The sequence below is a fragment of the Treponema denticola genome (assembly GCF_024400535.1).
Classification (GTDB): Bacteria; Spirochaetota; Spirochaetia; order Treponematales; family Treponemataceae; genus Treponema_B; species Treponema_B denticola_C.
The window spans coordinates 2,145,560-2,160,160 of record NZ_CP038800.1 but is presented as its reverse complement, the minus strand read 5'-3'; the positions used below and the strand labels follow the sequence as shown (position 1 = coordinate 2,160,160).

At 45.4% G+C, this 14,601-nt stretch carries 9 protein-coding genes; all 9 read right to left on the bottom strand.

Annotated elements, in window-relative coordinates; genetic code table 11:
- Positions 1–23: 23 nt before the first annotated feature.
- The 9 genes from hypB to E4N78_RS10130 all read right to left on the bottom strand — a co-directional run bounded on the left by hypB (position 24) and on the right by E4N78_RS10130 (position 14,596).
- Entirely contained in the window at positions 24–686 is a 663-nt protein-coding gene (hypB, locus tag E4N78_RS10170; protein WP_255810436.1) for a hydrogenase nickel incorporation protein HypB, read from the bottom strand.
- 24 nt (positions 687–710) lie between these two features.
- Positions 711–1,052 carry a hydrogenase maturation nickel metallochaperone HypA/HybF gene (locus tag E4N78_RS10165; RefSeq protein ID WP_010695607.1) on the bottom strand — a complete coding sequence of 114 codons (342 nt, stop codon included), beginning with the start codon at positions 1,050–1,052 and terminating at the stop codon, positions 711–713.
- Positions 1,053–1,070: 18 nt separating this feature from the next.
- The gene (locus E4N78_RS10160; protein WP_255810433.1) at positions 1,071–3,815 is read right to left on the bottom strand and encodes an FAD-dependent oxidoreductase; all 2,745 of its coding nucleotides are present in this window, start codon (positions 3,813–3,815) and stop codon (positions 1,071–1,073) included.
- Positions 3,816–4,008: 193 nt separating this feature from the next.
- Positions 4,009–4,836, bottom strand: coding sequence for an Rpn family recombination-promoting nuclease/putative transposase (locus tag E4N78_RS10155; RefSeq protein ID WP_255810432.1), 828 nt, complete (start codon positions 4,834–4,836; stop codon positions 4,009–4,011).
- A 323-nt stretch (positions 4,837–5,159) separates the two neighbouring features.
- On the bottom strand, positions 5,160–7,259 hold the full coding sequence (locus E4N78_RS10150; protein WP_255810431.1) for an InlB B-repeat-containing protein: 2,100 nt from the start codon (positions 7,257–7,259) through the stop codon (positions 5,160–5,162).
- Positions 7,256–7,804 (bottom strand): hypothetical protein, encoded by a 549-nt coding sequence (locus E4N78_RS10145; RefSeq protein WP_255810430.1) that lies wholly within the window; start codon positions 7,802–7,804, stop codon positions 7,256–7,258. Before E4N78_RS10145 ends, E4N78_RS10150 begins: the two co-directional genes overlap by 4 nt.
- A gap of 82 nt (positions 7,805–7,886) precedes the next feature.
- Positions 7,887–8,780: an Rpn family recombination-promoting nuclease/putative transposase gene (locus E4N78_RS10140; protein ID WP_002694511.1), complete on the bottom strand. Its 894-nt coding sequence runs from the start codon at positions 8,778–8,780 to the stop codon at positions 7,887–7,889.
- A gap of 255 nt (positions 8,781–9,035) precedes the next feature.
- Entirely contained in the window at positions 9,036–11,609 is a 2,574-nt protein-coding gene (locus E4N78_RS10135) for a right-handed parallel beta-helix repeat-containing protein (RefSeq protein ID WP_255810429.1), read from the bottom strand.
- A 299-nt stretch (positions 11,610–11,908) separates the two neighbouring features.
- Entirely contained in the window at positions 11,909–14,596 is a 2,688-nt protein-coding gene (locus E4N78_RS10130; protein WP_255810428.1) for a hypothetical protein, read from the bottom strand.
- Between the last annotated feature and the right edge of the window lie 5 nt (positions 14,597–14,601).

Here is a 14,601-nt window from a genome sequence, read left to right as displayed (position 1 = left end):
AATGTTATCTAATAGTTACCCGTTTACACATCTTTTACGGCAGAACGCAGCCATTCAATCCAAGCTTCCATTCCGTCCCCTTTTAATGCGGAAACGGGAAAAATCTTTATATTAGGATTGAGCTTTTTTACGTATTCGGTACATTTTTCAAGACTAAAATTAAAAAAGCTTGAAGCGTCCATTTTTGTGATTAAAAGAACATCGCAAACTTGAAACATCGGAGGATATTTTAAGGGCTTATCGTCTCCTTCGGGAACGCTTAAAATCATCACATTCTTTAAGGCTCCCGTATCGAATTCTGCGGGGCAAATTAAGTTACCGACATTTTCGAGGAAGATAAGATCAAGGTCTTTAATTCCCAATGCTTCCAAACCTTGTTCCGTCATATCGGCATCCAAGTGACACATTCCGCCCGTATGGAGCTGAATTACCTTTGCTCCTGTTTGTGAAATCGTTTCGGCATCTACGGCCGAATCAAGGTCGGCTTCCATAACCCCGATTCTAAAATCTTTTTTTAGTGCCTCAATGCTTGCTTTCAGCAAGGTCGTCTTTCCCGAACCGGGAGACGACATCAAATTTAAAAGAAACTTTTTTTCTTCTTTTAACTTTTTACGCAGCTTTTCTGCATGGGCATTATTTGTTTCGTAAACACCTTCTTTAATTTCGATAATCTTAAATTCTTTCATCCTCTCCCCTATAAAAATAAAAACTTAATAACACACAATTTCTTTTATTACAAATTCCCGGCCTGTAAGAATCTCATGTTCATCACAAGAACAGGACGGGCATACGCCGTGATATTCTATCGGGTCAAAAACTTTGTTACAATTATTGCAGCGGACTGAAGCCTTTACCATTTCGATTTTAAGCTTTGTGTCTGCCATCCATGTTCCGTCTATGGCAGCAGGATAGCAGGCTTGAACAAAATGAGGAACAACGGTTGCAATTTCGCCGATCTGTAAAACTATTGTATCAACCTCGCTGACATTATTGGACTTAGCGATTGCATCAACCCGGCGCACAACTTCCATGACCAAACTTAATTCGTGCATAAACTTAAATCCGGTTTTCTATTTATTCTTGGGAGAAGGTTTAAAAATCTTGTTAAACAAAATCTTGCCTTCCCTCTTTACCATGTTTCTTATAACCACACCTTTAAGCTTTTCGAGGGTACTTGGGTGAGCATCATAAACACGCTTTAAGCTGATAGCTCCGAAACGGCAGCGGGTCGTACACATTCCGCAGCCTATGCACATGTATTCGTCAACCTTTACGGCTCCGCATTTTAAGCAGCGTTCGGTTTCAGCCTTTACCTGTTCTTCGGTTAATGTTTTGCGTAAATCCCTAAATGTCTTTTTTCCTTCTTCGCCGGAAGGTTCTTCCGCTCTTTGGCGGGGCAGTCTGTCAAAGCCTGCAAGCTCCAAATTTTCACGGTCGAGGGGTTTATAATCCCGCCTTGTTCTGCCCATAACCAAACTTTGCCCCGGATGTACAAAGCGGTGAATCGAAATAGCCCCTTCTTTTCCTTGGGCGATGGCATCTATGGCAAATTTAGGGCCTGTCAATACATCGCCTCCTACAAAGATATCTTTTTGAGCACTTTGGTAGGTAACGGGGTCTGCCTTTACGGTTTGATTTCTGTTTATTTCGCAAGCGGAACCTTCTAAGATAGAACCTAGATCTATGGCCTGACCTACAGAGGTTATAACAAAACTGCATTCTACAGTCATAGTATCGTTTTCGTCATAGCTTGGGCTGAACCTTCCGTCCTTATCAAAAACGGAAACGCATTTTTTAAATTCAACTCCGCTCACCTTTCCGTCCGTAACAAGAATGCGTTTAGGGCCCCATGAGTTTGTAATCTTTATACCTTCTTCTTCGGCTTCACGGATTTCTTCCGGAAGGGCCGGCATTTCTTCTCTTTTTTCTAGACAGAACATGGAAACTTCTTCGCCGCCTGCACGGACAGCCATTCGGGCTACATCAACGGCGACGTTTCCGCCCCCGATAACGATTACCTTGCCTGAAAGGCTTTTGGTTTCGTTTAAGTTTTCTTCCCTTAAAAAGTCCACACCTGTAATTACGCCTGAAGCATCTTCGCCTTCAATGCCCAAAAGCCTTCCCTTTTGAGCGCCGATTGCAAGGTAAAAGGCCTTAAAGCCCTGAGCTCTAAGTTCATCGAGGCTTACATCTTTTCCTACCTCGACTCCGGTTTTAAAGTTTACGCCCAGTTCTTTTAAAACATCTATTTCGGCATCAAGAACATTTTTTTCGAGCCTAAATGAAGGAATACCGAATTTTAACATTCCGCCCAAGGATTTTTCTTTTTCGAAGACGGTTACATCGTAATTATCTATTGCAAGATAATAGGCACAGGAAAGACCTGCGGGGCCGCCTCCTATAATGGCGATTTTTTTATCGTGATAGTCTCTTTTCTTTTTAGGAACATAGCGGTGCTCGGAATTGAGATCCTGCTCTGCTATAAATTTTTTTATATCGTCAACGGCAACGGCCTCATCAAGCCCCAGCCTTGAGCAGCCCTGCTCGCAATAACGGGGACATACATGACCGCAGACTGCCGGAAATGGGTTTTCAAGTTTTATAAGCTCCAAGGCTTCCCTGTATTTTCCCTGAGCCGCAAGTTTGATATAACCTTGAACGCCTATATGGGCAGGGCAGTTTGCCTTACAGGGGCTGGTTCCCGTTTTTACTACAACCTGTCTGTTTGTGCGGTAATCGGGATTCCAGTCTTCAGGCCCCCATCGGTGGTCTCTGGGAGTTTTTACGGTTTTTTCTTCGGGGATCGGCTTTGAAGAGCATATTTTTTGTCCCAGTCTTAGGGCATTTGAAGGGCAGTTTTCTACACATTCGCCGCAGGCAACACATTTTTCTTCGTCAATTACGGAGATATAATTTGAGCGTGAAAAATCCGTGTTTCTGTACATAATTGCATTTCGGATAGCAAGGCAGCCGCATCCGCAGCAGTTACAGATAGCATGAGTTTTACCCTCTCCGTCGAGGTTCGGAATATCGTGCATGAGCCCGTTTTCCTCCGCTCTTTTTATAATTTCAAAGGCTTCTTCACGCGTAATCTGCCTTGCCCTTCCGGTCTTGATATAATACTCGGCAGCGTGTCCCATCTGGATACACATATCTTCTTTTAGATGTCCGCAGCCTTCTCCCATCTTTTCGCGCACCGTTCGGCAAGAGCAATCTGAAACGCTGAAAATCGTGTGCTGGTTTAGGTAATGAGAAATTTCCTCATAGCTTGCATGATGGGTATCGCTTTCGATTGCACTTTCGATAGGAATAACCCTCATCGGGGAAACACCCATGGGCAAGATACCGGGAGCTATTTCTCCTTTCTTTTTTCCGTAGGCATCGAAGGCTATGGTTATTTCGGGATGCTTTTCGGTAAGCTCCTTGTTGTTGTTTATCATTTCCATAATGCCGGGAACCCATATTTCGGTCCAGTACTTATTTACTCCGTCAATGGTATTGGTAATACAGCAGCCTACATAGGCCAAATCCCAAAGAATCTTCTCGGTTTCCTCCACGGTTTTTCCGCATAGGGGAGATATATCTTGAGCACTTAGAGGTGTTCTGATTTTTAAAAACATACCGACCTTTGCCATTTCGTCGGTAACGATGTTTTCCATAACATAGTATTCGGGGTCATCGTATGTAATTGACCGTTTTGAACCGGGTTTTGTCCGGTTTAGATGGTTGGCAAATTCCAAAAGAAAGGGACTTTTTCTTTTCGGCTTATAATCGACTGCATACAAGATTTTTTTAGGCTTGTCTTTTTTACTCATAAAACGCTCCATAAAAGTAAATAAGGTTTAACTCATTTGCGGATTTATCCGCAGGCACTTGATTCAGGATTTTATCATAAAGGCCTAAAAAAGTAAACTGCACGATGAGGATGATTATCTTGCAAATACGAATACGAGAAGACTCCCTATCTGTATGCAGATAAGGCGTCTATCCTAAGCCGACAATTACCAATTAATTAATCGCTTCCACCTCTTCTTTACTGAGACCGGTCGCTTTAGCGATAATATCAATTGAAACACCAAGCTGTTTTAAATTGCATGCATCCTCTAAGGCTTTTCGGTACGAACCGTCTGCAAAGCCTTGCCGGATACCTTGTTGTATACCTTGTTGTATACCTTGTTGTATGCCGTCCCTTCGTGCATCCATTTCAAATGATTGTATTAACATGTACTCTTTCCTCCTCTCTTCATTTTCTTTTAGTTCTTTGATATACCTGTCTATCTTGCGGATAAACGGTTTATCGCTGACAACGCCGTTCATGTATTCCAAAAAAGCCTTGAGTTCAGGGTCAGGCTCTTTATCTGCGGCAGTGCTGTTGATAATGACTTTAGTTATGCCGTCCTGTAATGCGATTGCGGTATTTTCGCTGCATATCGTTTTGAAGGTGTATACCGGTAGGCCGTTTTTCAAGTAGTCGAATGGGCAAAAAAAGATGATGAACAAATCGTGTAAGTCGGTATAATGCCCGCCCTTTTCAAGGCTGCTTACGTCGATAACCGATTGATAGTAGCGCAATCGTTTAGCAAGGTCTTGTTTATTTGTTGTTTGCATTTCAACGTCATAAACACTGCCGTTGCTGCCGGTAACCCATACATCAAGGCGTATGCTTTTTGCATAGCCTGCTTGGTCAAAGGTTTTTTGATAGGTTATATCGCTAATCGGCCCTATTGAGTCTGCAAGTACCATATTCAATACTGCCGTACAGATAGACTTATCCTGCATAACAGCACAGAACATAAAGTCATCGGCTATGGTTAAATCATCAAAACTTTTACGCATTCTTTAACCTCCACGTACATTATACCACAGGTTAAAGGATTTTAAAAGAGCGGTTTTTTAATTTAACCGCAAGGGACGCTAGGAGCGCAAAGGAATTTTAGGGGAGCTTTGTTAAGATATTTAATTTTCCTCTTTGCGAAGTTGAGCGAAGTTCAACGCTTTGCGGCCTTGGCGGTTTCTTTAATGTAACTGCCCCCTGTTCCGCCCGATACGAGACCTTCGATCCGAGCGGTACGAGAGACTCGTACCAAGCGATACGAGCCTTTCGCATAACGGCATTCGAGAGGCTCGAACAGGACGGTACGAAATGCTCGAATGCAGCGTTAAAGCTCAACCTTAAGCCCGATTCCATCAAACTTATACATCTTCCACTTCTTTACGGTTTTTGCATTATTAAAGGCTGCGGCTAAATCCGGTGGAGCGGTAAAGTCTGTGTGATTGCCTTCGCTAACGCCGGTTACTTCGGTGTAAAGAAGACAGAATTCAGCATGGCTGCTTGTAATCTGCGGTAAATCGTCAAAGAGCTTTTTAAATGCGTCTGCATTAAGCTGATTGCTGTAGCACTCCAGACGTTGCAAAGCGGTGCACCCTTGTACGTTAAGTTCGGTCAGCTGATTGCCCCCGCACCACAGCCATAGCAAAGCGGTGCAGCCCTGTACGTTAAGGGCGGTAAGCTGATTGTTATGGCAGCCCAGCGCGTTCAAATCCGTTAAGCCCTGCACGTCGAGGGAGGTAAGCCGGTTGCCGCCGCAGTACAGCCATGTCAAAAAGGTTAAGCCCTGCACGTTAAGTTCGGCCAGCTGATTGTCCCAGCAGTACAGATCTTGTAAAGCGGTTAAGCCCTGCACGTTAAGAGCGGTAAGCTGATTGTAGTGGCACTTCAGCTCTTGCAAAGTGCTTAAGCCCTGCACGTTAAGCTCGGTGAGCTGATTTTTGCTGCAGTCCAGTTCTCTCAAAGCGGTTAAGCCCTGCACGTTAAGAGCGGTAAGCTGATTGTGGAAGCAGTACAGCTCTTTCAAGGCGGTGCAGTCTTGTACGTTAAGGGCGGTAAGCGAGTTGCCGCCGCAGTTCAGATGTTGCAAAGCGGTTAAGCCCTGTACGTCAAGGGCGGTAAGCTGATTGTTGTCGCAATACAGCTTGGTGATGTTGCCTTTGAGGATAACCCTTCTGCCTTTTGCGTGCAGCACCGTGTACGTGCTGTTGCTGCTGCTTGCAAGCGTTGTTTCTTCGCAGCCTTCAACTGTAACGGGGGTACCGTCAGCGGTTCTTACCCTAACTTTGATGTCGAGCTTGTCGGGGCTTAAGATGAGCGAAGCGCCGCCTTCGACAAAGAGTGATTGAAACTTCACCTTGATGTCCGCATTTGCCGTTACCGCGTAAGTATAGCTTGTATCCATGCCTGCTTCGGCGATAACTATGCCGCCCTTTGTCCACTGTTCCACCACATAATCAGGAGCAGGTTCCGCCGTAAAGACAACAGACTTACCCTGTTCGACTGAATCGCCCGTAGTGATTTCATTGCCATCCACTTTGGCTTTCAGTGTGCCGCCGGCGCCTTCTACGCTGAAGTTAATCGTGTAGATGTTCTGCCATTTCGCAGTGTATTCCGTATCGGCTGCGGGGAAAAGGGGAGATAAAGGCAGGGCAGGTTCCCATCCTTTAAAAACGGCACCCGTTTTTACGGGAGCGGGTGCAGTCAAGGCTGTTCCGTATTTGCCCGTTTTTACAACATTATCCGTATTGCCGTCTACGGTGCCGCCTGCAAGTTTAAAGGTTACGTTTACCGTCTTTCGCTCATAATAGAGTTCTACGGCGGTAGTGCTGCCGGCGCTTATCATGCCGCTCGTTTGTACGGTTCCGTTTATTTTGGTAAGGCTTGAATTATAGGTAAAGCCTTCGTAGGTTTTCGCCGTGTATGCGGCATCTGCTCCCACGGTACCCTGTAAGATTTCCCTTTCCGCAGGCTCTGCAGGATAACCGCCTTCCGGTTTTTCCCGATAGTGTTTTACCGTATACGAAGCTTTGCCGGGCGGGAGCGCATCAAAGCTCACTTTAACGTCAATCGCTTTTGTAACGGTATGGATATATGAATTTTCCGTATTGCCTGTAATGACGGCGCCGTCTACTTTCCACTCTTTTATCATGTAGCCTGCGGCAGGTTCGGCCGTAAAAGTTACCTTTTTGCCCTGTTCAATGCTTATGGGACTCTTCGCCGTTTTCGTTACACCGTCCGCCTTTGCTTTAAGCGTGCCGTGCCCGCCTTCTACGCTGAAAGTTACCCCGTGTTTGGGTACCTGCGATACGGTTTTTCCCTTTTCCTCTTCAACCAGCATCTTTTTTAAAAACGGGTTTTCACAAGATAAAACCGATACTAAAAGTACCGCTAAAAATAAAACTAAAATCTTACCTTTATGCTTTTTCATATTCTAAAACCTCCGCTTATTCCGGCAGCCCAGATTACCGGATAGCCGCCTCTTATATAGGGCTCGATAAAAAGGTTTTTTACTGCAAAGCGGTAACCGAATGTTCCTTCTCCCAAACCGAATACAAAGGGTTTTGCGGCCTTTCCGTTCCAGCCTAGGGAAACTCCTCCTTCCGCCTGCACAAAAAAGCCTGAGTCCGGCTTTTTAGATTTTGAAAAATCATAGAAGTTCCAGCGGAATAAGAGGGCTGTATCAAAAAGCCCGTATCTTTTAAATTCCGTCGAATATAAGAGCTTTACACCGGCTGAAAACCTGCCGGTCTTTACCCAATCAGGCAATACGACAAGCCCGTAAAGCCCTGCGCCCAAGGCGTAGCCTTTCGGTACGTTCATATTCCCTTCCGCAGAAAGCCCCACCGACCAATGAAGAACGTCTTTTTGTTCTGCAGGTTCCTCATTCACCTCTTGAGCAAACAGAACGGAAGCTGCCATGCCCCTTAAAAACACCGCCACACAAAGTGCGGCTTTTATACAATTTTTCATCATACATCAATTCTCCTGATAAGTAATTTTGAATTGGTAATTTGTAATGTGTAATTTTCACCCATTACCCATTATCCATTACCAATTAATTAATCGCTTCCACTTCTTCTTGGCTGAGGCCTGTCGCTTGCATTATCTTTTTTACGGAATCACCAAGTTGTTTTAGTACCTTTGCCGTTTCAAGTTTTGTTTGATATGAACCGTCGGCAAAGCCTTGCTCAATCCCCTGTTCAATTCCTTCGGCAAAGGCGATTTCATGTTCTTCGGCTCGCTGTACTGCAATATCTGTTTCATAATCATATTCTGCCAGTAACATATTCAATACCTCCTTAGTCTTGCGTTTTAGATATTCACGCAAAATATTATTTTCTATACATTCTTCAACGGCTTTTTCAAAACCGTTTTGACTATCTATCTCTTTCCACTTGCGCACCGTTTCCACAAATATACTGTATTCCTGCATTGTCCGGCAATTTTCCAATACCGGATGACGGTTTTGCCGGTTTATGTTTATTACTTTAACGGTCAACTCAAGATTAGTTTCCGTTCCTCTTTCTATAAAGGCCTCCGAAAGTTTCAGAGTCTTATCGGAAGGATAGGCTTCCTCTCCGTTGTAAAATACGTAGAATTCAGGAGTCGGTATATTTAAGAGTTTGCGGCTGTACTTTTCTTTTGATTCAAAGAGGGTTTCATACAAGCGGCTGACATACTCAAGACAGCGGAGAGGCATATTAGGATTTATCGTCGATTGGTGTTCTGCAAGAACTATTATTTTGTTATCTACAAGATAAGAAACGTCGTTATAGAATGTCATGTACAAAACTTGATCGAGGCGGATATTTTTCAAATGCTCTATAGCCGTAAGTTTGGTGCCGTGCAAAGCATTATAGAGCGATAAGAAATTCTCTTTTGCTTTTTCATCCTCACTGAAAAGGTCGACGAAGACAGAGTCTTTGTATTTTCTGTTTGAAGTACTCATAGCTGTTTCCTCTCTTGTTGTATTATACCACAGGTTAAAGGATTTTAAAAGAGCGGTTTTTTAATTTAACCGCAAGGGACGCAGAGACCGCAAAGGAATTTTTTAAACTGCATTGAGATTGAAAACATAGGGATTGGGGCAAGTCTCAGGTATTCACTCGTTCGGAACGAGACCTTCGATCCGCCCGATACGAGACCTTCGATCCGAGCGATACGAGAGGCTCGAGCAGGGCGGCTCGAAATTACCAATTACCCATTATCTCAAATAACCGTTCTCGTCTATTACCCAGTCCTGCGTATTGCCGCCGCCTAAATCTTTCGGCGTTACCTCAAATCGCATGTAGTTTGGCGGTGGGCCACCGGCCGTTATATCACCGTCAAGCACCTGCGTACTCGGGCTGTAGTTTTCAGGCGTAATGCGTGCGACGAAATACTCCGACAGCCGGCCGGAAAGGGTTATCATTGTTCCGTTAGACAAATACACATCGTCGGAGGATTTGATTTTTGCGCTGCCGCTCATCGTAAATGTACCGCTGGCGGCAAGGTAGACACCACTGCCTTTTCCGCCGCTGCCTATCTGTGCATCGTTACCGGTCAATAAGCCGCCTGTCATAGTAAACGAGGCATTACTGTCGATATATATGCCGCCGCCGTCATATGCTTCATTTAATAAAACTTCGCCCCCTGTCATAACTGCCGTTACGGATTTTGGTGAATTGCCTTTCATATAAATACCGCCTCCCCAAGGATCACCGGAAGTAAGATTCACATCGTTGCCATCGAATTGAGTGGTCCCTTTTATAGTGAGGTTTACATCGGCATAAGCTGCCAAAACATACAGGCCCCCGCCTTTTTTTTGTGCTTTGTTATTTTGAATTTCGGTATCTTCTATCGTTAGGTTACTGTCCACAGCATAGATGCCGCCGCCTTCGTTGGTGGTTGTGCTATTCTTAATAGTACAGTCTTCAATAGTTGCCGTTGACACCTTTCGAAGATAAATGCCTCCGCCCTGTTTTTGGCCGAACTCGTTACCGAGGGATTCACCGGTAAACTCGCATCGATTTAGTGTTACGTTTGATAAAGACACATCTCCGTTTCCGTAAACGGAGATGCCCGCTCCATGTGCGTTTTTGTCGCCAGAGGAGTTATACTCGATATTGCAGTTTGTGATTTCTGCGTTTTCTATTGTAAGTTTGCCGGGTTTGTCTGCGTCCCAATAGTAGCTTATACCGCCGCCTCCGTTGCCGCCTCCGCCCGACGCTATAACCGTATTATTTTCTATTCTTGCATTATCGTTTTCATACTTCTCGATATACAGGCTTCCGCGGGAAATATTGATAGCACCACCTGATACGTACCCTGTGTTATTTTTGATGAGCCCGCCTTTAATGCGGACAACCGGCTGCTTGCCGGAACTATCGCCTGCATAAATTGCCCCTCCGCCGCCACGTGTCGTTTGACATCCCGTAATGGTACATCTTTCAAGTACTGCCTCTACACCGCCGTTCAAAGATATACCGCCTCCGCCGTATGCTTTACAGTCCTCAATAACGCAGTTTTTAAGCGTCAATGTTTTTATTTGACTTGCAGAAATGGCACCGCCGTATCTGTAGTCTAAGAGACCGCCCGGGTTTGCATAACCGTTTTTGAGCGTTAGGTTTTCGAGCGTAAACTCCGTCTTATCTCCCGTTACGGTAAAGATGCGGTGAGCGTTTGAACCTAATGCACTTTGATTTGCATCGAGTGCAGGATTTGAACCGACTCCTTTTATGGTAAGGCTTTTAGTTACATCGATCGCACCGTTGTTGTCGGGGTCATTTGTTGCTTTAACATTACCCATGACGGTTATAACGCCGCCTTCCTGTGCGTCCGCGACGGCTTGTTTTAAATTTTTCCATGCCTTCGTATTGTCGCTTATATCGGGAATAGAGCCTAAGGTCTTCGCTTCTTTTGGTACCGAAGAAAGACCTTTTTCATCAATCAGCCGGACTGTGTATTTTGTTGGGAGCGTGCTTTCAGTAAGGCCCGTAGCGGTTTTAACGTATAGCTCCCAATTTCCGGACGGGATCGTATCAATGAGCGGGTCAACATCCGTTGACTGCAAGAGAAAAGGTCCCCCATGCGATGTGTTAAATTGGGAAGACTGTGCGCTAATCGGTATTTTTCTTTCCGTGCCGCCCTCTTTTTGTACATTAAGATATGCGATGTCTTTATGCAAAAGAGCGGAGCCTAACAGAGCCGTCATATTATCGGCTTTAAAATGCAGAACGTACATACCGCCGGTTTTGGTTTTTGCTATCGTTATATCACCGATTTCAGGCGGCGGCGTGTTCGCTTCAATATTTAAGCTGAACTTTTTGCTGAATTTTCTGCCATCTGTAGAAATAAGGGTAATTTCGGGGCCTATGTCGCCGTTACTCCACTCGTGTGCCTGTAAAAAGGCTTGTGTGTACGTAAGTTTCAGCGTATCATTTGCCGTCAAATCCAGCGTGTAGTCCGTACCGTACACCGGCTGCGTCGAAAGCCCAGGAAAATAGATAACCTTTCCCGCATCGGCGGAAGACGTAGGCATAACAAGCGTAAAGTTTCTCGGATTATGCACTTTCATCGTAACCGTTACGGGGCCTGCAGACGGCACACAGGGAATACTCGAACCGGGCGCATAAGAGGGAGCCGGACTTATCACGATATTCCGGTCTATAACGGCTCCCGCCGCCCAATAGCTGAAAAAATCTTCAGGGTCTTCTAAAAACTGTTTACATCCTGCAAAAAACAGTGCGGCTGCCAGTATTGCAGCCATCGGTGTTAAAATCTTTGAAAGTTTTTTCATAAGTTAACTCCTTATTAGGGGGAGGGACAAACCTCCGTTCCCTTACGGGCTTTAGGGTCTGTACTAGTATTGACTTTTACCTGCTGAACTTCACAGCTCTCTCCTTCCCGTGCTGTCAAAGGGTTTTTTCCCCCTGATCAATACCATTACCGTGGTAGACCGGCTACCATTACGCATCCGTACTCTATGGAGCTATCCCTCCATACTGTCGGGAGCTATGCCTCCCTGCTGTCGGGGCCTACGCACCCATGTGTTATGGGGCTATGCACCCGTACTGTGTGGGCTTATGCGCCCATGTTTTACGGCGTTATCTTCTTCAGCTTGAGCTCATTACCGTCCAGCTCGGTCGTCCACAAAGTATATAGGCCCGACGATATCTCCTGCGATGTTATGGGGAACTTGTACACATAAGCCGAAGTGAGCGGAAAACCGTCTCCTTTTACGACAAGTCTGCCATTTCTGTATCCGGAAAAATCTGGGTCCGGATCGTCCTTCATCGTAAGCTTTGCTGCAGGTGTGTTGTCAAGCGCACCCGTTACGACGACATACGCAATCTGACCCGTAGCATGATTCAAGAAGACGTCGTTGCCTTCAGTAACTGTTGCACTGCCCGACATCTTCATAACCGTGCTGCTATTGGCAGGCTCGCTTACATAGATACCGCTGCCTTCGTCTGCCGTGTTGCCTCTGACGGTTCCTCCGGTAAAGTCAAATGCTCCGTTGAACTCAATGAAAATGCCGCCGCCTGAACCGTTCGGAGCAGCCGTGTTATTCTTTATTTCTGCAGAATCCGATACGGTCAGTTTATAGTGCGAGTATATACCGCCGCCTGCGGTCGCCGTGTTGTCGGAAACTTCGCCGTCTACGGTCGCCGTGTTGCCGGAAACTTCGCCGCCTGAAATTTCAATTACTCCTCTAACAGTGTCATCATAGTATTCACCGTAAATGCCGCCGCCTGCGGCCAGCGTGTAGTCGGGAGTTACCTCTCTTGCGGTCACCGTGTTGCCGCTCACTTTTCCTCCGGACATGGTAAATTTTCCGTGTTTTACGAACACGCCGCCGCCTTTGCTCAGTTGAGGACTGGAGATATCCGGATTGGTTTTGCAGCCCGTAATGGTGCCGTCTGTCATATTAAAAGTTCCCCCTCCTTCAACAAAGACCCCGGCACCGCAGTTTTTCTTCGCTCCGTCAAGGAAATTGTCTTTTATGGTACCGCCCGTAAAATTAACGGTACCCCCGTTTATATAAATTCCGCCGCCGCCGACATCTTTGTGGGGGGGGTCTCCAAACGTTCCTTCCGCCGCATGGTTGTTGTTTATTGTTCCGCCTGAAATCTCTACTGTTCCACTGTCAACAGAAACACCTCCTCCAAAGCAGTATGCTCTGTTACCCGATATTTCACCGCCCGTCATTCTAAACTTTGCATTGTTACCTGTTAGAGACACCCCGGCATGATTCGTAGCCTTATTATCTTTTATAGAACCTCCGTTTAAGATAAAAGTTCCGTTGCTTTTTATCTCTACGCCGGAGTTTGCGCCGTTTACATAATTATTGCAGATTGAACCTTCTTCCATCGTAAAAGTACCGCCGGTAATTTCTACGGCATGGGCAAAGTTTCTAACTTGCGCCGCTTCACCTTTAACGGTTACGGTTCCTCCTGTTTGTTTTATACCGTAAACCCATGAATTTGCGATAAAACCGTACATAGTGTGCGTTCCCGTTATAACAGCTTTTAAGATAACGGAGTCGAGAGTAAGCGTTCCTGCCGTTGTAACAAGATAGCGTTCGTGACCAGAGGCGGGTAGTGAACGTGCATCGTGTATTATCGCAGGTACCGGAGGATTATAGTCTTTCCGTAAAGCTGCTATTGTAATCATTTTACCGCTTTCAATATTAAGGGTATCATCTTCCTCAATCGTTCCGTCTGTAAGAATGATGTAGGGCACGCCGTTTTGGGTACATTGTGTCAGCGCTTTTGCAACGGTTGCATACGGCTTTTGCTTTGAACCGTCTCCGCTAATGTCATCGCCCTCCTCGCTTCCCGGTACGTTATCGGTATACCAATAGCCGTATATTCCGCGGACATAGAAAGTGGGAAATTCCGCCTTTGCGGTTGGCTTCAATTCTTCTGAAACCAAACCTTGTTCATCTATAAGTGTAATCGTATAATTTTTTTCAGCTCCGTATTCGGCTTTAACATCGGTTTGGTAATACAAGACCCATGCACCTGTAGGCGGATTATCCGCACCCGGTATGGGAAGTTTTTCCACATTAGTAGATTCAATAAAAGCTGAATCCGCAGGTTTTATAAAATCGGTGCCTCCGCCGTTTATTTTCAGCTCATATTTCGTCCCGTTGATTTTGATGTGTTTCATGTCTTTATGGAGCTTTTCGCCGGTAATAGTTTCGCCCATATCGGGGACTTGCAGACATAAAACATAATACTTCTGACCTATCTTTGTCTGCGCAAGAGTGACGGACGGCTTCGGCGGGGCTGTATTCGCCTTTAGGTTCAAACTGAACTTCTTACCGAATTTTCTGCCGTCTGTTGAAATAAGGGTAATTTCAGGGCCTATGCCGCCGTTACTCCATTCGTGTGCTTTCAAAAAGCCTGGCTTGTACGTGAGCTTCAATGCTGCTTTGTCAGGTGTTTGCTCTAAAGTGTAGTCCTTGCCGTATGTCGGCTGTGTTGTAAGTCCCGGAAAGCGGATAACATCGGCGGAAGACGTAGGCATAACGAGGGTAAAGTTTTTGGGGTTACGCAGTTTAATTGTAAGCGTTACGTCAGTTGCAGAGGGTACGCACGGTATGCCGTCTTTGTTCATTTGCTGAGGTTTATCAATGCTGTAATCCGTACTCATAACTTCCGCCACCCAATAGCTGAAAAAATCTTCAGGGTCTTCTAAAAACTGTTTACATCCTGCAAAAAACAGTGCAACTGCCAACACTGCCGCAATTGTTGTTAAAATCTTTATAATCTTTTTCATAAATT

What these genes read in the sequence shown, in the direction of transcription:
- hypB (WP_255810436.1), bottom strand. Translation starts at nt 686, where the DNA reads ATGAAAGAATTTAAGATTATCGAAATTAAAGAAGGTGTTTACGAAACA.
- E4N78_RS10165 (WP_010695607.1), bottom strand. Translation starts at nt 1,052, where the DNA reads ATGCACGAATTAAGTTTGGTCATGGAAGTTGTGCGCCGGGTTGATGCA.
- E4N78_RS10160 (WP_255810433.1), bottom strand. Translation starts at nt 3,815, where the DNA reads ATGAGTAAAAAAGACAAGCCTAAAAAAATCTTGTATGCAGTCGATTAT.
- E4N78_RS10155 (WP_255810432.1), bottom strand. Translation starts at nt 4,836, where the DNA reads ATGCGTAAAAGTTTTGATGATTTAACCATAGCCGATGACTTTATGTTC.
- E4N78_RS10150 (WP_255810431.1), bottom strand. Translation starts at nt 7,259, where the DNA reads ATGAAAAAGCATAAAGGTAAGATTTTAGTTTTATTTTTAGCGGTACTT.
- E4N78_RS10145 (WP_255810430.1), bottom strand. Translation starts at nt 7,804, where the DNA reads ATGATGAAAAATTGTATAAAAGCCGCACTTTGTGTGGCGGTGTTTTTA.
- E4N78_RS10140 (WP_002694511.1), bottom strand. Translation starts at nt 8,780, where the DNA reads ATGAGTACTTCAAACAGAAAATACAAAGACTCTGTCTTCGTCGACCTT.
- E4N78_RS10135 (WP_255810429.1), bottom strand. Translation starts at nt 11,609, where the DNA reads ATGAAAAAACTTTCAAAGATTTTAACACCGATGGCTGCAATACTGGCA.
- E4N78_RS10130 (WP_255810428.1), bottom strand. Translation starts at nt 14,596, where the DNA reads ATGAAAAAGATTATAAAGATTTTAACAACAATTGCGGCAGTGTTGGCA.